Source organism: Rhodoferax sp., from assembly GCF_034519335.1.
Classification (GTDB): domain Bacteria; phylum Pseudomonadota; class Gammaproteobacteria; order Burkholderiales; family Burkholderiaceae_C; genus Allorhodoferax.
This window is the reverse complement of sequence record NZ_JAXHOL010000026.1, coordinates 73,957-94,816: the sequence shown is the minus strand read 5'-3', so window position 1 is coordinate 94,816 and position 20,860 is coordinate 73,957. Positions and strand designations below refer to the sequence as shown.

General features: G+C 59.7%; 19 protein-coding genes. 9 read left to right on the top strand and 10 right to left on the bottom strand.

Annotated features, from left to right (window positions below; translation table 11 throughout):
• Window positions 1-105 precede the first annotated feature (105 nt).
• The 5 genes from U5O12_RS11720 to U5O12_RS11700 form a co-directional block, all read right to left on the bottom strand.
• On the bottom strand, window positions 106-1,644 hold the full coding sequence (locus U5O12_RS11720) for a 2-isopropylmalate synthase (RefSeq protein WP_322578811.1): 1,539 nt from the start codon (window positions 1,642-1,644) through the stop codon (window positions 106-108).
• Between the two features lie 23 nt (window positions 1,645-1,667).
• Window positions 1,668-2,513 (bottom strand): CDP-diacylglycerol--serine O-phosphatidyltransferase, encoded by an 846-nt coding sequence (gene pssA, locus U5O12_RS11715; protein ID WP_322578810.1) that lies wholly within the window; start codon window positions 2,511-2,513, stop codon window positions 1,668-1,670.
• Between the two features lie 161 nt (window positions 2,514-2,674).
• The gene (ilvC, locus tag U5O12_RS11710) at window positions 2,675-3,688 is read right to left on the bottom strand and encodes a ketol-acid reductoisomerase (RefSeq protein ID WP_322578809.1); all 1,014 of its coding nucleotides are present in this window, start codon (window positions 3,686-3,688) and stop codon (window positions 2,675-2,677) included.
• 128 nt (window positions 3,689-3,816) lie between these two features.
• A complete protein-coding gene (gene ilvN / locus U5O12_RS11705) occupies window positions 3,817-4,308 on the bottom strand; it encodes an acetolactate synthase small subunit (RefSeq protein ID WP_294768691.1) in 492 nt (163 codons plus the stop codon).
• A gap of 137 nt (window positions 4,309-4,445) precedes the next feature.
• Window positions 4,446-6,236: an acetolactate synthase 3 catalytic subunit gene (locus U5O12_RS11700; RefSeq protein WP_322578808.1), complete on the bottom strand. Its 1,791-nt coding sequence runs from the start codon at window positions 6,234-6,236 to the stop codon at window positions 4,446-4,448.
• Between the two features lie 270 nt (window positions 6,237-6,506).
• On the opposite strand from U5O12_RS11700, the gene U5O12_RS11695 reads away from it, so the two are divergent.
• The 5 genes from U5O12_RS11695 (at window position 6,507) to U5O12_RS11675 (ending at window position 9,167) form a co-directional block, all read left to right on the top strand.
• Window positions 6,507-7,073, top strand: coding sequence for an RNA polymerase sigma factor (locus tag U5O12_RS11695; protein ID WP_322578807.1), 567 nt, complete (start codon window positions 6,507-6,509; stop codon window positions 7,071-7,073).
• Entirely contained in the window at window positions 7,070-7,504 is a 435-nt protein-coding gene (locus tag U5O12_RS11690) for a DUF3619 family protein (RefSeq protein ID WP_322578806.1), read from the top strand. Before U5O12_RS11695 ends, U5O12_RS11690 begins: the two co-directional genes overlap by 4 nt.
• 77 nt (window positions 7,505-7,581) lie before the next feature.
• Complete coding sequence (locus U5O12_RS11685; protein WP_322578805.1) at window positions 7,582-8,172, top strand: DUF3106 domain-containing protein; 591 nt, start codon at window positions 7,582-7,584, stop codon at window positions 8,170-8,172.
• Between the two features lie 49 nt (window positions 8,173-8,221).
• Entirely contained in the window at window positions 8,222-8,749 is a 528-nt protein-coding gene (locus U5O12_RS11680; RefSeq protein ID WP_322578804.1) for an RDD family protein, read from the top strand.
• Window positions 8,750-8,762: 13 nt separating this feature from the next.
• Window positions 8,763-9,167: a diacylglycerol kinase gene (locus U5O12_RS11675; RefSeq protein ID WP_322578803.1), complete on the top strand. Its 405-nt coding sequence runs from the start codon at window positions 8,763-8,765 to the stop codon at window positions 9,165-9,167.
• Between the two features lie 88 nt (window positions 9,168-9,255).
• Here U5O12_RS11675 and U5O12_RS11670 read toward each other — a convergent pair whose 3' ends face one another.
• Both U5O12_RS11670 and U5O12_RS11665 read right to left on the bottom strand, forming a co-directional pair.
• Window positions 9,256-9,594: a P-II family nitrogen regulator gene (locus U5O12_RS11670; RefSeq protein ID WP_322578802.1), complete on the bottom strand. Its 339-nt coding sequence runs from the start codon at window positions 9,592-9,594 to the stop codon at window positions 9,256-9,258.
• 32 nt (window positions 9,595-9,626) lie between these two features.
• The gene (locus U5O12_RS11665) at window positions 9,627-11,303 is read right to left on the bottom strand and encodes an NAD+ synthase (RefSeq protein ID WP_322578801.1); all 1,677 of its coding nucleotides are present in this window, start codon (window positions 11,301-11,303) and stop codon (window positions 9,627-9,629) included.
• Window positions 11,304-11,377: 74 nt separating this feature from the next.
• On the opposite strand from U5O12_RS11665, the gene U5O12_RS11660 reads away from it, so the two are divergent.
• Window positions 11,378-12,574 carry a GNAT family N-acetyltransferase gene (locus U5O12_RS11660; RefSeq protein WP_322578800.1) on the top strand — a complete coding sequence of 399 codons (1,197 nt, stop codon included), beginning with the start codon at window positions 11,378-11,380 and terminating at the stop codon, window positions 12,572-12,574.
• Between the two features lie 6 nt (window positions 12,575-12,580).
• On the opposite strand, the gene U5O12_RS11655 is transcribed toward U5O12_RS11660, so the two are convergent.
• Together U5O12_RS11655 and U5O12_RS11650 are read right to left on the bottom strand one after the other, a co-directional pair.
• On the bottom strand, window positions 12,581-14,671 hold the full coding sequence (locus U5O12_RS11655) for a methyl-accepting chemotaxis protein (RefSeq protein WP_322578799.1): 2,091 nt from the start codon (window positions 14,669-14,671) through the stop codon (window positions 12,581-12,583).
• A 19-nt stretch (window positions 14,672-14,690) separates the two neighbouring features.
• Entirely contained in the window at window positions 14,691-15,203 is a 513-nt protein-coding gene (locus U5O12_RS11650) for a chemotaxis protein CheW (protein WP_322578798.1), read from the bottom strand.
• Between the two features lie 190 nt (window positions 15,204-15,393).
• On the opposite strand from U5O12_RS11650, the gene U5O12_RS11645 reads away from it, so the two are divergent.
• Both U5O12_RS11645 and U5O12_RS11640 read left to right on the top strand, forming a co-directional pair.
• Window positions 15,394-16,956: a wax ester/triacylglycerol synthase family O-acyltransferase gene (locus U5O12_RS11645; RefSeq protein WP_322578797.1), complete on the top strand. Its 1,563-nt coding sequence runs from the start codon at window positions 15,394-15,396 to the stop codon at window positions 16,954-16,956.
• A 14-nt stretch (window positions 16,957-16,970) separates the two neighbouring features.
• Window positions 16,971-17,765 (top strand): alpha/beta fold hydrolase, encoded by a 795-nt coding sequence (locus tag U5O12_RS11640; RefSeq protein WP_322578796.1) that lies wholly within the window; start codon window positions 16,971-16,973, stop codon window positions 17,763-17,765.
• A 147-nt stretch (window positions 17,766-17,912) separates the two neighbouring features.
• On the opposite strand, the gene ppa is transcribed toward U5O12_RS11640, so the two are convergent.
• Window positions 17,913-18,449: an inorganic diphosphatase gene (gene ppa, locus U5O12_RS11635; protein ID WP_322578795.1), complete on the bottom strand. Its 537-nt coding sequence runs from the start codon at window positions 18,447-18,449 to the stop codon at window positions 17,913-17,915.
• Window positions 18,450-18,693: 244 nt separating this feature from the next.
• Between ppa and U5O12_RS11630 the strand changes: the two genes are divergently transcribed.
• Window positions 18,694-20,757 carry a sodium-translocating pyrophosphatase gene (locus tag U5O12_RS11630; RefSeq protein WP_322578794.1) on the top strand — a complete coding sequence of 688 codons (2,064 nt, stop codon included), beginning with the start codon at window positions 18,694-18,696 and terminating at the stop codon, window positions 20,755-20,757.
• Window positions 20,758-20,860: the final 103 nt, after the last annotated feature.

Here is a 20,860-nt window from a genome sequence, read left to right as displayed (position 1 = left end):
GAATTCCCCCACATACCCAACAGTTATAGGCGCAGTTTAAACAGAAAACTTATGTTAGATCAACAACTTGCAGGGCAAACCTCAAGAATATTTTGAATCTTGGCCTCATCCTTGGGCAGCAACCCTATCCAATTTGCTTTGCAACTTGTTCAAAGCACTCAAATAGGCTTTGGCGGAGGCCACCACGATGTCGGGGTCTGAACCTACGCCATTGACAACACGGCCACTGTTTTGCAGTCGTACCGTCACCTCCCCTTGGCTCTCTGTGGATCCGCTGATGGCATTTACCGAGTAAAGCACCATCTCTGCGCCGCTCTTCACATGGGCTTCAATGGCTTTCAACGAAGCATCCACCGGGCCGTTGCCATCCGATTCGCTTTTGACCTCTTTGCCCGCGACGGTGAACACCACCGAAGCATGGGGCCGCTCACCCGTTTCACTGTGCTGCGACAGCGAAACAAAGCCGAACTGCTCTTTTTCCAGCGTCACGCTATCGTCACTGACCAAGGCAAGAATATCTTCGTCAAAGATCTCACTCTTTCGGTCAGCCAGCTCTTTGAATCGGGCAAAGGCAGCGTTGATTTCTGCTTCGCTTTCCAACTGCACGCCGAGCTCTTGCAAGCGCTGCTTGAACGCATTGCGGCCACTGAGTTTGCCCAGCACAATTTTGTTGGCGGTCCAGCCCACATCTTCAGCGCGCATGATTTCATAGGTATCACGCGCTTTGAGTACGCCATCTTGGTGAATGCCTGAGGCATGCGCAAATGCATTGGCCCCAACGACCGCCTTGTTGGGCTGCACCACAAAACCGGTGGTCTGGCTCACCATGCGGCTGGCGGCAAGGATATGCGTGGCATCAATGCCCAGCTCAAGGCCGAAATAGTCTTTGCGGGTTTTGACCGCCATGACAATCTCTTCGAGGCTGCAGTTACCTGCACGCTCACCCAGACCGTTGATAGTGCATTCCACTTGACGTGCTCCGCCAATCTTGACGCCCGCAAGCGAATTGGCGACCGCCATGCCCAAGTCGTTGTGACAATGTACAGACCAAATGGCCTTGTCCGAGTTAGGAATACGCTCACGCAGCGTCTTGATGAAATGGCCATACAACTCGGGAATGGCATATCCCACAGTGTCAGGAACGTTAATCGTGGTGGCACCCTCAGCAATCACGGCTTCCAGCACACGGCACAAAAAGTCTACGTCACTGCGATAGCCATCTTCGGGACTGAACTCCACATCCGGAACAAGGTTACGCGCGAAACGCACCGACTGCTTGGCTTGCTCAAACACCTGATCTGGGGTCATGCGCAACTTCTTTTCCATGTGCAGAGGGGAAGTTGCGATGAAGGTGTGAATACGTGCGCTGTTGGCTCCTTTGAGTGCTTCAGCAGCGCGTGAGATGTCTCTGTCATTGGCACGCGACAGGGAGCAGATGGTGGAATCTTTGATGGTGTTGGCAATCAGCTGGACTGCCTCGAAGTCACCGTTGGAGCTTGCGGCAAAACCAGCCTCGATCACATCCACCTTCAATCGTTCGAGTTGGCGAGCAATGCGCAGCTTCTCGTCGCGTGTCATGGAGGCACCGGGCGACTGCTCTCCATCGCGCAAGGTGGTGTCAAAAATAATCAATTTGTCTGTCATACCGCTTCTCCTCATTCTTCCATTCACATGTGCAAGCCGCGCTCTTCGGGCTCGTCGGTGGAGGTGCTGATCACACTGGTGCGAACACCACGCGCACGCCGAACGGCATACACCACGTACCCGCTCAGGCCGTACACCACGAAAACGCCAAACATCACGGTCGGCGGATCAATGTTGATGACCGCAATGCCCAGCGCAATCAGCACGATCACGGCGAAAGGCACGCTCTTCTTCATGCTGACATCCTTGAAACTGTAGAAAGGCACATTGGTCACCATGGTGAGGCCAGAGTACAAGGCCAGCGCAAACATTACCCATGGAACGGACAAGGCGAGAGCACCCAACTCCAGCACACCAGTGCCCTTCAGGCCATTCTCAGTGAGCAACCAGATAAACCCGGCAACCAACGCCGCCGCCGCTGGCGAGGGCAAGCCCTGAAAGTACCGTTTATCCACCACAGTCGTATTCACATTAAAACGCGCCAGGCGCAGTGCAGCGCAGGCGCAGTACACAAAGGCGGCAATCCAACCCCAGCGACCCAGACCTTGCAAAGCCCACACATACGAGATGATGGCTGGCGCTGCACCGAAGGACACCATGTCAGACAGGGAGTCCATTTGCTCGCCAAACGCACTCTGCGTGTTGGTCATGCGCGCCACACGGCCATCCAGACTGTCCAGCACCATTGCACAAAAAATGCCCACGGCTGCTTGGTCAAGACGGCCGTTAATGGCCATCACAATGGCGTAGAAGCCACCAAACAAAGCCGCAAGCGTAAACAAATTGGGCAGCACATAAATGCCCTTGCGCCGCTTGGGAATCACAACACCCTCTGGGCTGTTGTCTTTTAAATCAGAACCATCATGCATAGTTTCTCCTTGATCGACGCCAAGTATTCCAGATCCCATTGATCCAAGAAGACCTCACGCCACCAACACATACCAGTGTAAGCCAGCCCAAGCGTGCAAAAGCACAAGCCCCACAAAAGGAAAAGGCCACCGAAGTGGCCTTTTCACATCTCACGCAAGAATCAGTTGCGGGTCTGATCCACCAGCTTGTTCTTGGCGATCCAAGGCATCATGGCGCGCAGCTGGGCACCCACCACTTCGATGCTGTGCTCGGCGGTGTTGCGACGACGTGCAGTCATGCTGGGATAGTTCAAACGGCCTTCCGAGATGAACATCTTGGCGTATTCACCGTTCTGGATGCGCTTCAGGGCGTTGCGCATGGCGACGCGGGATTCGGCGTTGATCACCTCAGGGCCGGTCACGTACTCGCCGTACTCCGCGTTGTTGGAGATGGAGTAGTTCATGTTGGCAATGCCGCCTTCGTAGATCAAATCGACGATCAGCTTCAGCTCGTGCAGGCACTCGAAGTAGGCCATTTCAGGGGCGTAGCCAGCTTCGACCAGGGTTTCGTAACCCATCTTGATCAGTTCGACAGCGCCGCCGCACAGCACGGCCTGTTCGCCGAACAGGTCGGTCTCGGTTTCTTCCTTGAAATTGGTCTCGATGATGCCGGCCTTGCCGCCACCGTTGGCCATCGCGTAGCTCAGGGCCAAGTCACGGGCCTTGCCGGACTTGTCTTGGTGCACCGCCACGAGGTGGGGCACGCCGCCACCTTGGGTGTAAGTGTTGCGCACGGTGTGGCCTGGAGCCTTGGGAGCCACCATCCACACGTCCAAATCGGCGCGAGGCACGACTTGGTTGTAGTGCACGTTGAAGCCGTGGGCGAAAGCCAAGGACGCGCCCTTCTTCAGGTGAGGTTCGATTTCGCGGTAGACGGCAGCGATGTTTTCGTCAGGCAACAGAATCATCACAACGTCAGCGGAAGCTACAGCATCGTTGACTTCAGCCACGTTCAGGCCGGCCTTGCCAACCTTGTCCCAAGAAGCACCGCCCTTGCGCAGACCGACCACGACCTTCACGCCGCTGTCGTTCAAGTTTTGTGCGTGGGCATGGCCTTGGCTGCCGTAACCGATGATGGCTACAGTCTTGCCTTTGATCAGGCTCAGGTCGCAATCTTTGTCGTAAAAAACTTTCATTACTTCTCTCCTAAAAATGGTTTGGCGAAATGCCCTTCGACAGGCTCAGGGCGAACGGTGTACGTTGATCGCCAGAGCAAGGTCCGTTCGCGTTGAGCCTGTCGAAACGCGCGCTCGGACCTGACAAACTAAACCCGCAGGATTCTCTCACCCCGGCCAATACCGCTGGAGCCGGTGCGTACCGTCTCCAGAATGGCAGCACGCTCAATGGCTTCGAGGAATGCGTCATTCTTGGACTGGTCACCCGTGAGCTCAATGGTGTAGCTCTTCTCGGTCACGTCGATGATGCGGCCGCGGAAGATGTCCGCCATGCGTTTCATCTCTTCACGTTCCTTGCCCACCGCACGCACCTTGACCATCATGAGTTCGCGCTCGATGTAGGCGCCTTCGGTGAGGTCTACCACCTTCACCACCTCGATGAGGCGGTTCAGGTGCTTGGTGATCTGCTCGATCACGTCATCCGAGCCGGTGGTCTGGATGGTCATGCGAGAGAGGCTGGGGTCTTCCGTGGGCGCCACGGTCAACGATTCAATGTTGTAACCACGGGCCGAAAACAGGCCCACCACGCGGGAAAGAGCGCCAGGCTCGTTTTCCAGCAGAACTGCAATGATGTGTTTCATAAGTACCGATTCCTCTTTTCGTTGCCCTCCCCGTGCGGCGGTAACCGCACGGCTTGGCAGACAATAGATTCTTCAAAAATGATAGCAGCCAGCGCATATTTCATGAGAGCTAGACTGCCAAATGGCTTGTAAAGGACTTACAGATCCTCCGCGCCAAGCAGCATCTCGGTGATGCCCTTGCCGGCCTGCACCATGGGGAACACGTTCTCCGTGGGGTCGGTGCGGAAGTCCATGAACACCGTGCGGTCCTTGAGCTTGCGGGCTTCGCGCAATGCCGGTTCGACGTCTTCTGGACGCTCGATCAGCATGCCCACGTGCCCGTAAGCCTCGGCCAACTTCACGAAGTTGGGCAGTGCATCCATGTAGCTGTGGCTGTACCGGCCCTCGTACTCCACCTCTTGCCACTGGCGCACCATGCCCAGGTAGCGGTTGTTCAGCGAGCAGATCTTGATCGGCGTGTTGTACTGCAGGCAGGTGGACAGCTCCTGGATGTTCATCTGCACCGAGCCTTCGCCGGTGATGCAGAACACTTCGCTGTCAGGCTTGGCCAGCTTGATGCCCATGGCATAGGGAATGCCCACACCCATGGTGCCCAGGCCACCGGAGTTGATCCAGCGGCGTGGCTCGTCAAACTTGTAGTACTGCGCGGCCCACATCTGGTGCTGACCCACGTCGGACGTGATGTAGGTGTCCGCGTCCTTGGTCATGTTCCACAGCGTTTCCACCACGTACTGGGGCTTGATGACGTCGCCATTGCCCAAGCTGTACTTCATGCAGTCACGCTTGCGCCAGCCTTCAATCGTGTCCCACCAGGCGCCCAGGGCGTTGGCGTCCGGTTTGACGCTGCCTTCGCGGATCATGGCGATCATCTCGCTGAGCACGTCTTTCACATCACCCACGATCGGGATGTCGACCTTCACGCGCTTGGAAATGCTGGAGGGATCAATATCGATATGGATGATCTTGCGTTCGTTTTGCGCGAAGTGCTTGGGGTTGCCGATCACGCGGTCGTCAAAACGGGCACCCACGGCCAGCAGCACATCGCAGTGTTGCATGGCGTTGTTGGCTTCCACGGTGCCGTGCATGCCCAGCATGCCCAGGAACTTGGAAGAACTGGCGGGGTAAGCGCCCAGGCCCATCAGCGTATTGGTACAAGGGTAGCCCAGCATGTCCACCAGCGTGCGCAGCTCTTGCGAAGCGTTGCTCAGCAACACGCCGCCGCCGGTGTAGATGTAAGGGCGCTTGGCCGCCAACAAAAGCTGCAAGGCCTTGCGGATCTGGCCACCATGGCCCTTGCGCACCGGGTTGTAAGAGCGCATTTCCACGGTCTCGGGGTAGCCGTGGTAAGGCACCTTCTTGAAAGACACGTCCTTGGGGATGTCCACCACCACCGGGCCAGGGCGGCCGCTGCGCGCGATGTGGAAGGCCTTCTTCATGACCTCGGCCATGTCCTTGGCGTCCTTGACCAGGAAGTTGTGCTTCACGATGGGGCGGGTAATGCCCACGGTGTCACATTCCTGGAAGGCATCCAGACCAATGGCATGCGTGGGGACTTGCCCACTGATGATCACCATGGGGATGCTGTCCATGTAGGCTGTAGCAATACCGGTCACCGCATTGGTCAGGCCAGGGCCAGAAGTAACCAATGCCACACCTACATCACCTGTGGCACGGGCATAGCCGTCAGCTGCGTGTACGGCCGCCTGTTCGTGGCGCACCAGCACGTGTTGAATAGTGTCTTGCTTGTAAAACGCGTCGTAAATGTGCAAAACCGCACCACCGGGATAGCCCCAGATGAACTTGACGTTCTCGGCTTGCAGGGATTTGACCAACACCTCAGCGCCACGCAGTTCGGGCACAGCAGAAGTGGCGGCAGAAGATTTGGACGCAGAAGATGCTGAAGCGATTTCAGCTTTAGTGATTTCCATGATGAACCTTTGTGAATTTCTCTAACGAAAAACCTTGGGTGCCCCTTCACAAACTCTTGTGGAGTCGCGTCGGGACTTGAGATCCAAGCCATGGACGCATCGAATATTGCGCCGGACCAGGACCCGTTTGCCTTTTAATTTGCATGCGGATTATCGCATTGGTTTTGAGCCTGCCCCAAAGCCACGTCAAATCAGCACAGTGCGATGCCATAATCCGTCCGCGCTCAGCCCTGTTGGCAGCGGCAAACCCGTACGCAAAGGCCCCACCGCTTGGCTACCGAACAAGAGTTGTCCGATTTTCTGAAGAGTGTTGAAGGGCGAGCCTTCAAACGTTCGGTCTATCACGTGCGTAATGAGCAGGCAGCGCTGGACATCGTGCAAGACAGCATGATGAAACTCGCAGAACACTACGGGCACAAACCCATCAATGAGCTGCCCATGCTTTTCCAGCGCATTCTGTCGAACTGCACTCTGGATTGGTTCCGCCGCCAAAAAACCTACAACGCCTTGTTTTCCACCATGGGCGACTTCGAATCTTCGGGTGAAGATGGTGACTTTGACTTGCTGGAAACCCTGCATTCTGAGAGCGTTCCGGAACAAAACGAGAGTTCTGAGACCCAACTCGAGCGGGCACAAACCTTGCGGGCTATAGAAACCGAAATTCTGGAACTCCCTGCGCGTCAACGTGAAGCCTTTTTGATGCGTTACTGGGAGGACATGGACGTCGCAGAGACGGCCGCCGCCATGGGATGCTCCCAGGGTAGTGTTAAAACACACTGCTCTCGGGCGGTACATGCCTTGGGCGCCGCCCTGAAGGCGAAGGGAATACGACTATGACAGCTACACAACACGCCAAACACCGCATTGCCAACCAGACCGATTTGGGGCACGCCATTGCTTCGCGACTGAATGATGCGTCGCAACAACTCCCGCACGACGTGAGCGAACGCCTCAAAGCGGCCCGCATGCTGGCACTGGAGAAACGCCGCCAAGCACAGGTGAAGCTCGCGTCGGCCGTTGTCGCATCGGGCGGCTCTGCCGCTTTGCAGCTTGGCGATGGTTTGCGCGGCAAATGGCGCTTGTTGGGCGCCTGGCTGCCTTTGTTGGCTCTGGTCGCTGGTTTGGTGGCCATTGATTTTGTGCAAGACGACTTCCGCGCCCAGGAAATCGCCGATGTGGATGTCGAGTTGCTCACCGACGACCTGCCACCAGATGCGTTTACCGACCCTGGTTTCGCCCAGTACTTGCGCCTGAACCGCGCCGAATAGTAGCTAAACCTCTCTGCTTGCAAGACCCACTGCCATCCATGCGCAAGACTGCACCACAACCAAAGACCGCAAAGCCGATGGCCAAGTGGGTAGTCATTTGCCTTATGGCCGTTGCCGTGCCCCTGCCTGCGTTGGCACAAGCCACTCCCGCAGCGCCCCCCAAGCCCTTGAGTACACCACTCATGGCTTTGGGGTGGAAAGACCTCAGTGCCGTGCAGCGGCAGTCGCTCAAACCCCTTGAGGGCACGTGGGACACTCTCAATGACGGCCACAAACGTAAATGGATTGCGTTGGCTCAAAACTACCCCCAACTGGCCCCGGCTGAACAAGCCAAAATGCACGGCCGCATGGCCGAATGGGCAGCACTCAAACCGCGTGCTCGCGAAATGGCCCGCCTGAACTTCGCGGAAACCAAAAAAGTGACCCCCGCGGAGCGGGCGGCGAACTGGGAAGCCTACCAAGCCCTGAGCCCGGAAGAAAAAAAGCGTCTGGCCAAGAAGACGCCCGCCAAACCCGCCGGCGCCGCCGTATCCACCAAGCCCCTGCCACCCAGCAAGCTCACCCCGGTACCTGTGACCCGCCTTTCACCAGAAGCTGACCGCGCCAAGTTCACGGCGCAACAGGCGATCGACCCCAACACCCTGCTACCTTTGGCACCGCCCAAGTAACAGACCGCCAGCCGCAGGGGCCTGTACGCCCCTCTCTACAATCGGGGACATGTCGTCCACCGAATCTCCGCAAGTCGTCGCCCCTTCCCTGCCTCAAAACGCGCCCAGCCTGCGCAGGCGCATGGCCTGCTGGCTTTATGAAGGCATTTTGCTGTTTGGGGTGGTGTTCCTGGCCGGGTACCTGTTCAGTACATTGAGCCAAAGCCGTCACGCACTGGACAATCGAAACGCCTTGCAGGCCTTCGTCTTCATCATCTTTGGCATTTACTTTGTGTGGTTCTGGGCACACGGCCAAACCTTGGCCATGAAAACCTGGAACATCCGCTTGGTTGACCGCCAAGGGCGGGCCGTTTCACAGTTGCGCGCACTTGGCCGTTATGTGCTGAGCTGGGTCTGGTTTTTGCCACCTCTGGCAGCGGTTGCCCCGTTTCAACTCAGTGTGCCGGAAATCATGGTCCTGGTGCTGGGCTGGATTGTCGTTTGGGCTCTGTTAAGCCGCTTTCACCCTGAGCGCCAGTTCTGGCACGACGCGTGGGCCGGTACCCGCCTGATTACCTCGTTACCCCTGAGTCGCTAAGCGGCCGTATTCCATGCCCCCATCTGGCCAACACGCGGGCGCGCCCGCAAACCTGCAAAAAGAACGCACCGGTCTCAACCGGGTATGGCATGCCTTCGGATACTCACTGGCCGGGTTACGGGCCGGCTGGGGGGAGACTGCCTTTCGACAGGAATGCATTGCCGCTTTTGTGCTCGTACCGCTGAGCTTCTGGCTGGGACAAAGCTGGGTGGAGGTTGCGCTACTGGCCGGCAGCGTGCTGCTGTTGATGGTGGTTGAATTGCTGAATACCGCGATCGAGACCGCCATCGACCGTGTGGGGCCGGAATGGCATGACCTGTCCAAGCGCGCCAAGGACATGGGGAGTGCAGCGGTGCTGCTGAGCCTGCTGGTGTGTGCAGGCATCTGGCTGGCCGCGCTGTGCCAGCGTTTTCTGTAAGCGGGGCGTTCAGCGCCGGGTCGCCCCAAGCTGAACACGCCCCCTCGGGGGCAGCGACCCGCGCAGCGGTGGAGCGTGGGGGCTTTTTTTAGACTGCAGACTCGTCCTGCTCACCCGTGCGGATGCGGATCACGCGTTCCACGCTGGTGACAAAAATCTTGCCGTCACCAATCTTGCCGGTGTGCGCAGCTTTGACAATCGCGTCCACGCAACGGTCCACGTCTCCGGTCTTCACGACCACTTCCACCTTCACCTTGGGAAGAAAGTCCACCACGTACTCGGCTCCGCGATAGAGCTCGGTGTGGCCCTTCTGGCGGCCAAAGCCCTTCACCTCGGTCACGGTCAGGCCGGTCACGCCGCACTCGGCCAGGGCTTCACGCACTTCTTCGAGTTTGAACGGTTTAACGACGGCGGTGATTTGTTTCATGGTCTTGTCTCTTGCGGTAAGGGAATCGGCTGTTAAGCCCGGAACTTGCTGGTAATAGGATAACGCCAATCCTTGCCAAAGCTGCGGTGGGTGACGCGAATGCCCACGGGTGCCTGGCGGCGTTTGTACTCGTTGATCTTGATGAGGCGGGTCACCTTTACCACATCGGCTGGGGCAAAACCGGCGGCGATGATGGATTCGATGCTTTCATCGTTCTCCATATAGCGTTCCAGAATCGCGTCCAGCACCTCGTAGGGCGGCAGGCTGTCTTGGTCCTTCTGGTCGGGGCGCAGCTCGGCGCTGGGTGGGCGCGTGATGATGCGCTCCGGGATGGGCGCACTGCCCGTGCCATACGGATCGTGCGCATTGCGCCAGCGGCAGAGCTTGAACACGGTGGTCTTGGCCAGGTCCTTGATGACGGCAAAGCCACCGGCCATATCGCCATACAGCGTGCAGTAGCCTGTAGCCATTTCGCTCTTGTTGCCCGTGGTCAGCACGATGCTGCCGAACTTGTTGGACAAGGCCATCAGCAACGTGCCGCGGATGCGGGCCTGGATGTTTTCTTCCGTCGTATCCTCGGCGCGGCCCACAAAGTGTGGCGCGAGCGATGCCTTGAAGGCCTCGAACTCGGGGACGATGGAAATCTCGTCGTAACGCACGCCCAGTCGGGCCGCCATGTCGCGTGCGTCGATCCAGCTGATGTCGGCCGTGTAGGGCGAGGGCATCATCACTGCGCGTACCCTGTCCTTGCCAATCGCGTCCACCGCCACCGCCAATACCAGCGCGGAGTCAATGCCTCCGGACAGGCCCAGCAACGCACCGGGGAAGCCGTTTTTGCCGATGTAATCACGCACGCCAAGCACCAGCGCGTCCCACAGGTCCGCCTCGGGGCTGCGCTCGGGCTCCACTCTCGCTTCTATTTTGATAGCTGCTTGCGCAAGCTCCACAAGGGCTACAAACAGATTCTCCTTAAAACTGGGGGCGCGACCAGCCACAGAGCCATCGGCGTTCAGTGCGAACGAGTGGCCCTCAAACACCACCTCATCCTGCCCGCCCACCAGGTGTGCGTAGACCAGCGGCAGGCCCGTGGCCTGGCAGCGCTGGGCCATCATGGCCTCGCGCTCGTAGCCCTTGCCCACATGGAAGGGCGAGGCGTTGATGACGGCCAGCAGCTCGGCGCCGGCTTCTTTTGCCAGGCGTGCGGGCTCCTCGAACCAAGCGTCTTCGCAAATCAACAGGCCGACCTTGACCGCATCCGCGCCCTCACCTGCCGTGAACACGCACACGCCGTTGCCGGGCGTGAAATAGCGGCGCTCGTCGAACACCTGGTAGTTGGGCAGTTCGCGCTTGGCATAGGTAGCCACCACCTGGCCTTCGCGCAGCACGCTGGCAGCGTTGTGGCGCTGCTGCACTGCCACGGAGCGCGTGCGGCTGTCGCCCCCCATGGGATGGCCGACTACGACGCTCAGGCCTTTTAACCCGGCGAGCTGCTGGGCGACGGCTTTCACGGCATCATCGCAGGCATGGATGAAAGCGGGCCGTAAAAACAAGTCTTCGGCCGCATAGCCGCAGATGGAGAGTTCGGGGGTCAGCAACAGGCGCGCGCCGTCCGCGTACGCTTGCTTCGCCGCATCGACGATCTTTTTGACGTTGCCATCCAGATCGCCGACGATGAAATTGAGTTGTGCCACGCACAGTGAAAGAGTCATGAACCAGCCAGTCGTTGTTCACAGCCGCGCCGCGGGCGCAGCCATCGCGCTAACCCTTGAAAAGAAGGCGCTCCATGGGTGAAGCCAATTATGTCATTCGGGTTCACGCCTCTGTGCATGGCGTGGACGCCGCCGCCTGGGACGCCCTGCTGGCCGCGCAGGCCCAGCCCAGCCCCTTCATGCGCCACGCCTACCTGGCAGCCATGGAGGACAGCGGCAGCGCCAGCCCCAACACCGGCTGGGCGGCGCACTGCATCACCCTGCACAGGGGTGATGCGTTGCAAGCCGCCTGCATGGTGTATTTGAAAAGCCACTCCTACGGCGAATACGTGTTTGACTGGGCCTGGGCCAGCGCCTACCAGCAGCACGGCGTAACCTACTACCCCAAGGCTGTGATCGCGGTGCCGTTCACGCCGGTGCCGGGTGCGCGCTTGCTGGCCCGCAATGCGGAGGCACGCGCGGCGCTGCTGCAGGCAGTGGTGGGTTGGTGCGAAGACGTGGGCGCTTCGTCGCTGCACACGCTGTTTGCCAGTGATGACGATGTGCAGGCGAGCGAAGCCCAAGACCTCATGCTGCGCCATACGGTGCAATTCCACTGGAAAAACACCAGCGCCGGCTACGCCGACTTCGACGTCTTCCTCGCCAGCCTGGCGCAAGACAAACGCAAGAAGATCCGCCAGGAGCGGCGCAAGGTGGCCGAGGCCGGCGTGACCTTCCGCCACGCCCAGGGCACCGGGATTTCAGAGGCCGACTGGAATTTCTTCTACCGCTGCTACGAACGCACCTACCTGGAACACGGCAACCCGCCCTACCTGAACCGCGACTTCTTCGCCCGCATGGCCCGCACCATGCCGGAGAACTGGTTGCTGTTCATTGCGGAGCGCAACGGTCAACCGATTGCTAGCAGTTTGATAGCTGTTAGCGCATATTCCACGGGGGCTAGAGGCATAAATGATACTGAAATCACCCGCGTGGCCTATGGCCGCTACTGGGGTGCTGTGGAGCCGGTGGACTGCCTGCACTTTGAGGCCTGCTACTACCAGCCGCTGCAGTGGTGCATTGCCAACGGCTACCAGCGCTTTGAAGGTGGCGCCCAGGGCGAACACAAAATGGCTCGCGCCCTGTTGCCCGTCAAAACGACCAGCACGCATTGGCTGGCCCACCCGGCATTTGCCGACGCCGCAGCCCGCTTTCTGGAACGCGAGGGCGAGGGCATCGGCAACTACCTGGACGACCTGAGCCAACGCTCGCCGTTCAAGCATCGGGCCTAGCAGGTCTTAAAAAGTTTCCCAATCATCGTCCCCGCCCGCCGGGGTAACCTTGGTACTGGTCTTGGGCACGACAGTAGTAGGGGTATGGGCCGCAGCAGCGGGCTGCACCTTGGCTTTGGCCGCAGGCGCTTTGGCCTTAAGTGGGTGGCTTGCAATGGGCTTGGCAGGGGCCGCCGGTTTGGTATCTCCGCGGCGCTCTGGCCCCTTGAATGCGGTTACCTTGGGGGCGCTAGACCGCACCTGGGCTTGAGGCAGATGGGCCACTGCATGCTGGCCTACAGGCTCCGTGCCAAGTTTGAACACTGCTACCACCTGCACCAAATCATTGGCCTGGCTCTTCAGGCTGCTCGCCGCCGCCGCCATTTCTTCCACCAGCGCCGCGTTCTGCTGTGTGGCTTGGTCCATCTGCGTTACGGCTTCTCCCACTTGGGCCACACCACTGCTTTGCTCGCTGCTGGCGGCTGAGATTTCCCCCATGATGTCGGTCACCCGCCGGATGCTGCTGACCACTTCGGTCATGGTGGTGCCAGCTTTGTCCACCAGGGCGGTGCCTTGTTCAACCCGCTCTACGCTGGTGCCAATGAGGGTTTTGATTTCTTTGGCGGCTTCGGCAGATCGTCCGGCCAGGCTGCGAACTTCGCTGGCGACCACGGCAAAGCCGCGTCCCTGTTCTCCGGCTCGGGCGGCTTCTACGGCGGCGTTCAGGGCCAGGATGTTGGTCTGGAAGGCGATGCCGTCGATGACGCTGATGATGTCGGCGATCTTGCGGCTGGATTCGTTGATGCCTTTCATGGTTTCCACGACTTGGCCCACCACTTCTCCGCCTTGCACCGCTACGGTGGACGCGTTCATGGCCAACTGATTCGCTTCGCGTGCAGAGTCCGCATTTTGTTTGACGGTCGAGCCCAGTTCTTCCATGCTGGCGGCGGTTTCTTCTAGGGCGCTGGCTTGTTGTTCGGTGCGGGCGCTGAGGTCGTGGTTGCCTTGGGCGATTTCCGAACTTGCATTGGCCACACTGTCGGCACTGGACCGGACCTGGCGCAACACACCCTGGGTTTTCTCGACAAACTGGTTAAAACCGGTGGCAATGGCCGCCAACTCATCGTTGCCGGCGGTGGGTATGCGTTGGGTCAGGTCGCCCTCACCCGACCCGATGTCTTGCATGGCGTTGCGCAAGACCACCAAGCGACCCAAGAGCTTGGTCAACAAAGCGCCGATGACCAATACGGCAATCACGGCAATCGCCACACTCCAAGCGGCCGCTGACCAGACCAGCGCCGTAACACCATGCATGGCCTCGGCACGGTTCAAGGCCACCAACAAAATCCAGTTGCTGCCAGGAATCGGTTCTGCATACACAAGGCGGCTTTCACCGCTGATGGTGACATCTCGCAAAGCTGCGGCACTTACCAAGGTATCCAATCCGCCGCCGCCCAAACTGGGCGCAATATCGGTGATGGGCTTCATGGCAAGTGCCGTGTCCTCGTGCACCACAATCTTGCCGTCCTTGCCCACGATGAGGCCATAAGTGCCCGGTGTGGGCCGAATGGACGCCACATTGCGCACCACGCCGTCCATGAAAACGTCCAAGGCCGTGACGGCCGTGACTTGCGCTCCGTCTTTGACCGCAGAGGCAAAGGTAATCACGAGTTTCTTGGTGCCTGCATCTAGGTAGGGATCTGTCACCACGGGCCCCGACTCTTTGGCCGCTAGCTGGTACCAAGGGCGCGAAGTGGGGTCGTAGTCCGGCGGCAGCTCCTGCGGGCTGGAAAACGCGGTGCGTTTGTCAGCAAAGCCGATGTACGCGGTGTCCACGTCCCCAGCAATCTTGGCCTGTTGCAGGTATTTGATGGGATCGGCCTCAGGTACTGCACCCGCAAAAGATCGCACCACCTGTTTGCGCGCGCTAACCCAATCGCCCACCCCCGCCGCATGTGACCGCGACAGGGCACGGGTCTGGCTGTCCAACGATTCCAATGCATGGCTGCGCGCCGTATACACATTGGTGGCAGACAAAACCAGCAAGCCCGCGGCTACCAGCAAGCCCACGGTCGCCACAATTTTCCCGCGCAGGGAGGTCAAGAACCCAAGTGCCATTGTTTTTGCTCCAGTTGCTTCAAGCCGTCACTGCCACGCCGATTTCGGCGTTGCCCATCAATGCTTCCATGTTCATCACGATCAGCATGCGCTCGCCCACATGGGCCAGCCCCAAAATGAAACGGGCGTCCAATGCGGACTCGAACTGGGGCGCTGGCTTGACGGACTGGGCACTGAAGCTCACCACGTCCGACACACCATCCACGACAGCACCCACCACATGGCCCAGCAATTTGAGAACGATGACCACCGTGAAGTCGTTGTATTCGACCCTAGGCAGCCGCAGCTTGAGTCGTAAATCCACAATGGGCACGATCACGCCACGCAGATTGATCACGCCTTTGACGAAACTGGGAGAATTGACCATGCTGATAGGCTGCTCGTAAGAGCGAATCTCCTGCACCTGCATGATGTCAATGGCGTATTCCTCGGTCCCCAGACGCAGGGTCAGGAACTGGCGGGAGTCAGACGGAGCCGAGGCGCCATCTGCATCGCCATGGCCCCGCACTGCTGCACTGTGTGGCACGTCCATAAGAGCTCCTGATCAGGCCCGGCAAGCGGGATTCCAACGCTTTGCAATTCATCATACACGCGCATCTGCGCTGCGTGAACCCGCTATTTGCAATGGCTGATTTGTGTCCCGACTGCCAGCTTTTCCCCCTTGGCAAACCCTAGCTGGCAGCCAATGTGGGCACTGCTACCCTGTGCGCAGGAGATATTGCATGCACACCTTGAGCGGCTTGGACGCTACCTTTTTGTACCTGGAGACACCCGAGATGCCCATGCATGTGGGCTCGTTCTGCCTCTACGAACTGCCAGCGCTACCGCGTTTCAGCCTGCACAAGACCGTGAGCGCCCACATGGGCCAGCGTCTGCATCTGGCTGCGGTGCTGACACGCAAGCTGGGTTTCATGCCGCTGGATCTGGGCCACCCGGTGTGGCTGCAGGCTGACGACGTGGACCTGGGGTTTCATATTCGCAAAGTCAAGGGGCGTGCAATGACATTGGCGCAAGCCCAGGCAACGGCAGCCGAATTGCATAGTGGCCTGATTGACCGCAGCCGCCCGCTGTGGGAGTTCCATGTGTTCGACCGCGTGCTGTGCCCGGACGGCAGCGTGTGCGGTGCGATGTACTCCAAGATCCACCATGCCACGCTGGATGGCAAGGCCGGCACCATCCTGACCCAGGCCATGATGGATGTGGGCCCCACGCCCCGTGCAGTGCCACCACCCCACGAGACAACGCGCAAGCCGCAAACTCTGAAAGTGGGCCAGATGCTGGGCGCGGTGTTTTCCAACTCGCTGGCCCAGTACGCCAAGCTGGCCCGCGCCCTGCCCCAGGCTGCGCAGGCCTTGGGCAGCACCGTGGCGCGGCAAAGCCTGCAGGTTCAAGGCAGCGGCTTGCGGCCCACATCCCCCATCACGTTGGCACCGATGACCGACTTCAACGTGGCAGTGGGCACGGCGCGCAGTTTTGGCACGGCCAGCATTCCGTTTGAAGACTGCCGCGCGATGGCACAGGCCGCAGGCGGCTCGTTCAACGACATCGTGCTGTGGATTTGCGCCACCGCGCTGCGCAGCTATATGTCCGAGCACGGCAGTATCCCGCGCAAGCCGCTGCTGGCCGCCATGCCGGTCAGCCTGCGCGAAGAGGGCAATACCGACTACAGCACTCAAGCCTCGATGACAGTCGTGGAGTTGGGCACACACCTGGCCCAGCCGCTCAAGCGCTTGCAGGCCATCATGAATTCCACCACCAAGGTGAAGACTGCCATGGTCCAGCTCAAAAGCATGCTGCCCACCGACTACCCCTCGCTCTTGGCGCCCTGGATTGTGGGCGGCTTCGCCAAGGCCGCATTCAAGACCTACAGCGCCACCGGCCTCTCGCACCGCCTGCCTATGCTGGCCAACCTGGTGATCAGCAATGTGCCGGGCCCGCGCGTGCCGCTCTACCTGGCTGGTGCTCGCATGCGTACCTTCCACCCCATGTCCATCGTGGTCCACGGCATTGCACTCAACATCACGGTGCAGACCTACGCCGGCAGCGTGGACTTTGGCGTGATTGCCGACGCCAAGGCCGTACCCCAGGTGCAGGATTTGACCAATGCGCTGGTGGCCGCGTTTGAGGAAGGTCGTGCGCTGCTGGGCACCGTGCCGGTCGCCACACCAGTCGCCAGCGCGACAAAAAAACAGAGTGCCCCAACTAAAGCCATCCGGGCCCAAGCCCCGAAAACTGCTACCGTCACAACCCATCCTTCCCGCAAGCGGGCGGCCCGCACCGCCTGAGACCCGATCTGACTATGGCCAAAGCCTCCAAGAAAGCCCCCCCGGAACACCACCCAGCCCCAAATGCCTGGCTCATGGCACTAGAGTTGCGCGCCCCTTGGGAGCTGTGGTCGGTACTGCCGAGTTGGCCCGCGCTGGCCAAGGCGCCGGTGGGCGACGGGCACCCGGTCATCGTGTTCCCCGGCCTCTCGGCCAGCGACGGATCTACCCTGCCCCTGCGGGCTTATCTCAATAACCTGGGTTACGACATCTCGGGCTGGAACCAGGGCTACAACTTTGGACCCCGTGCAGGTGTGCTGGAAACTGCCAAACGCCAGGTGCAAGAAACCGCAGAGGCCAGCGGTGAGGCCGTGAGCTTGGTGGGCTGGAGCCTTGGCGGCGTATACGCACGCGAACTGGCCAAGGAACTGCCCCAGCATGTACGCAGCGTCATCACTCTGGGCACGCCGTTTTCAGGCTCTCACAAAAGCACCAATGCCTGGCGCCTGTACGAACTCACCAGCGGGCGCAGTATTGCGCAGGAGGTGGAGAACTTCGACCTGCCCACAGCGCCGCCCGTGCCCACCACCTCCATCTACTCGCGCACCGACGGCGTGGTGGCCTGGCCCGCCAGCCTGCAAGCGCCCTGCAAAAACAACCCGCACACTGAAAACGTGGAGGTGTTTGCCAGCCACATTGGCCTGGGACTGAATCCCAGCGCCTGGTGGGTCGTCGCGGACCGACTGGCCCAGACGCATGGGGCCTGGAAACCGTTTGAACGCGAAGGCCGCTTGCAGCAGTGGGTCTTTCCCGACCCCACACGGCCCTGAGCGTCGTGAGGCGCCCGATATCAGAGGGTCAGAAACACCAAGAGCGCCGCCCGTTACCGGGTAAGCGCTCTTTTTTTGATAGCTGCTTGCGCAGCCTCCATAAGGTCTAGAAGCCGATTTACCTCCTAAACCGCTCCACAAGCTGTGTTAAGCCTGCTGCTTGTTGTAGTTGGCGATGCCATCCATGATTTCTTTTTTGGCAGCCTCGGGGCCTTCCCAGCCTTGCACCTTGACCCACTTGCCTTCTTCCAGATCTTTGTAGTGCTCAAAGAAGTGGGCAATGGTCTTGAGGCGGAAGGGGTTCAGGTCTTCGGGCTTCTTCCACTGACTGTACAGCGACAAAATCTTGTCCACGGGCACGGCCAGCACCTTGCCGTCTTCGCCAGCTTCGTCGGTCATCTTCAGGATGCCGATGGCGCGGCAGGGTACGACCACACCGGGAATCAGGGGCACGGGGGTGATCACCAGCACGTCCACGGGGTCGCCATCACCCGAGATAGTCTTGGGCACATAGCCGTAGTTGGTGGGGTAGTGCATGGCCGTGCTCATGAAGCGGTCCACAAAAATGGCGCCCGAATCCTTGTCCACTTCGTACTTCACGGGATCGGCGTTCATGGGGATTTCGATGATGACGTTGAACGCATCGGGCACTTTGCTGCCAGGGGTGACTTTGTCGAGGGACATGGATGTTCTCTTGATGTTGAAAATAGGAAACGGGAACCCTAGGGGAAAACCTAGGGATTAACCCGGATTTTACTGACTACACACTTTCGTTTTCCACGTCCTGTCATCAAAGCACGCTACATTCGGCCCGTTGGCCAATCATCTCCCCTTGCTTTGTGGGGTTGGAGCACTGAGGAAGCAACGCAGCGGGAGCCTCGCTAGCGTTGCTCCCATCTTTGCGAAACAACCATAGAGGAGTATTTCTATGACGGGCAACACAGCGCTGTTTCTGGCGCTTGGCTGTGGACTCATTGCCGTGGTGTACGGTGTGTGGGCACGCAGCTGGATCCTTTCCCAAGACGCCGGCAATGCGCGCATGCAAGAGATTGCAGCCGCCATCCAGACCGGCGCAGCAGCCTACCTTTCTCGCCAGTACAAGACCATCGCCATCGTGGGCGTGGTGCTGACGATTCTGATTGGACTGTTTCTGGACCCACTGAGCGCCGTGGGCTTTGTGGTCGGTGCCGTGCTCTCCGGTGCCTGCGGTTTTATCGGCATGAACGTGTCGGTACGCGCCAATGTGCGCACTGCCCAAGCCGCCACCAAGGGCATTGGCCCGGCGCTGGACGTGGCCTTCCGTGGTGGCGCCATCACCGGCATGCTGGTGGTGGGCCTGGGCCTGCTGGGCGTGACCGGTTTTTACTGGTACCTGGTGCCGGACGGCATGGTCACTGCGGCCAAGCTCAACCCGCTGATCGGCTTTGCGTTTGGCTCTTCACTGATTTCCATCTTCGCCCGGCTGGGCGGCGGCATTTTCACCAAGGGCGCTGACGTGGGCGCCGACCTGGTGGGCAAGGTGGAGGCCGGCATCCCCGAGGATGACCCACGCAACCCCGCAGTCATTGCGGACAACGTGGGCGACAACGTGGGGGACTGCGCCGGCATGGCGGCCGACCTGTTTGAAACCTACGCCGTAACGCTCATCGCCACTATGGTTTTAGGAGCACTTCTCGCGAGTACAGCGGGCGCTACAGCCGTTTTGTATCCTCTGGCACTCGGTGCGGTGTCGATTGTGGCGTCCATCATTGGCTGTTTCTTCGTGAAGGCATCGCCAGGCATGAAAAACGTGATGCCTGCGCTGTACAAGGGCTTGGCAATAGCCGGTGTGTTGTCTCTGATTGCTTTTTACTTTGTTACACAGGCAATGTTCCCCGCCGCCATCACGCTCAGTGACGGTCACATCCTGTCAGCCAGTAGCCTGTTTGGGGCCTGTGCGGTGGGTCTGGTACTAACCGGCGCCCTGGTCTGGATCACCGAGTACTACACCGGCACGCAGTACGACCCAGTGCAACACATTGCCCAGGCATCTACCACGGGCCATGGCACCAACATCATTGCGGGCCTGGGCGTTTCCATGCGCTCCACCGCTTGGCCGGTGATTTTTGTCTGCGTGGCGATCTACAGCGCTTTTAGCCTCGGCGGCCTGTATGGCATCGCCATTGCCGCTACGTCCATGCTCAGCATGGCCGGCATTGTGGTGGCCTTGGACGCCTACGGCCCCATCACAGACAACGCGGGCGGCATTGCCGAAATGAGCGAGCTGCCCGCCAGCGTGCGCGACATCACTGACCCGCTGGACGCCGTGGGCAACACGACCAAAGCTGTGACCAAGGGTTATGCCATCGGTTCCGCCGGTTTGGCGGCCTTGGTGCTGTTTGCCGACTACACGCACAAGCTGGAGGCTTATGGAAAGGTCATCACTTTCGACCTGAGCAACCCCATGGTCATCATCGGCCTGTTCATTGGTGGGCTGATACCCTACCTGTTCGGCGCCATGGCGATGGAGGCCGTGGGCCGCGCCGCGGGCTCGGTGGTGGTCGAAGTGCGCCGCCAGTTCAAGGAAATCAAAGGCATCATGGATGGCACGGGCAAGCCCGAGTACGACACCGCGGTGGACATGCTGACGACAGCTGCCATCAAGGAAATGATGATCCCATCGCTGCTGCCCGTGGTGGTGCCCATCGTGGTCGGCCTGGTTCTCGGCCCCGCCGCCCTGGGCGGTTTGCTGATGGGCACCATCGTGACCGGCCTGTTTGTGGCGATCTCGATGTGCACCGGTGGTGGCGCTTGGGACAATGCCAAGAAGTACATCGAAGACGGCCACCACGGCGGCAAGGGCTCCGAAACCCACAAGGCCGCGGTGACCGGTGACACCGTGGGTGACCCCTACAAGGACACCGCTGGCCCGGCGGTGAATCCGTTGATCAAGATCATCAACATCGTGGCCCTGCTGATCGTGCCGCTGATGATGAAAATCCACGGCGGCTGAGGCTACGCTGACCTTGCCATGGCCCGCTTCTGCGGGCTTTTTTCTGGGTTGTTCTTGGGTATCCACCGGGACCTAGCAAGTGAGATGGTCCTGCCAGTAATCC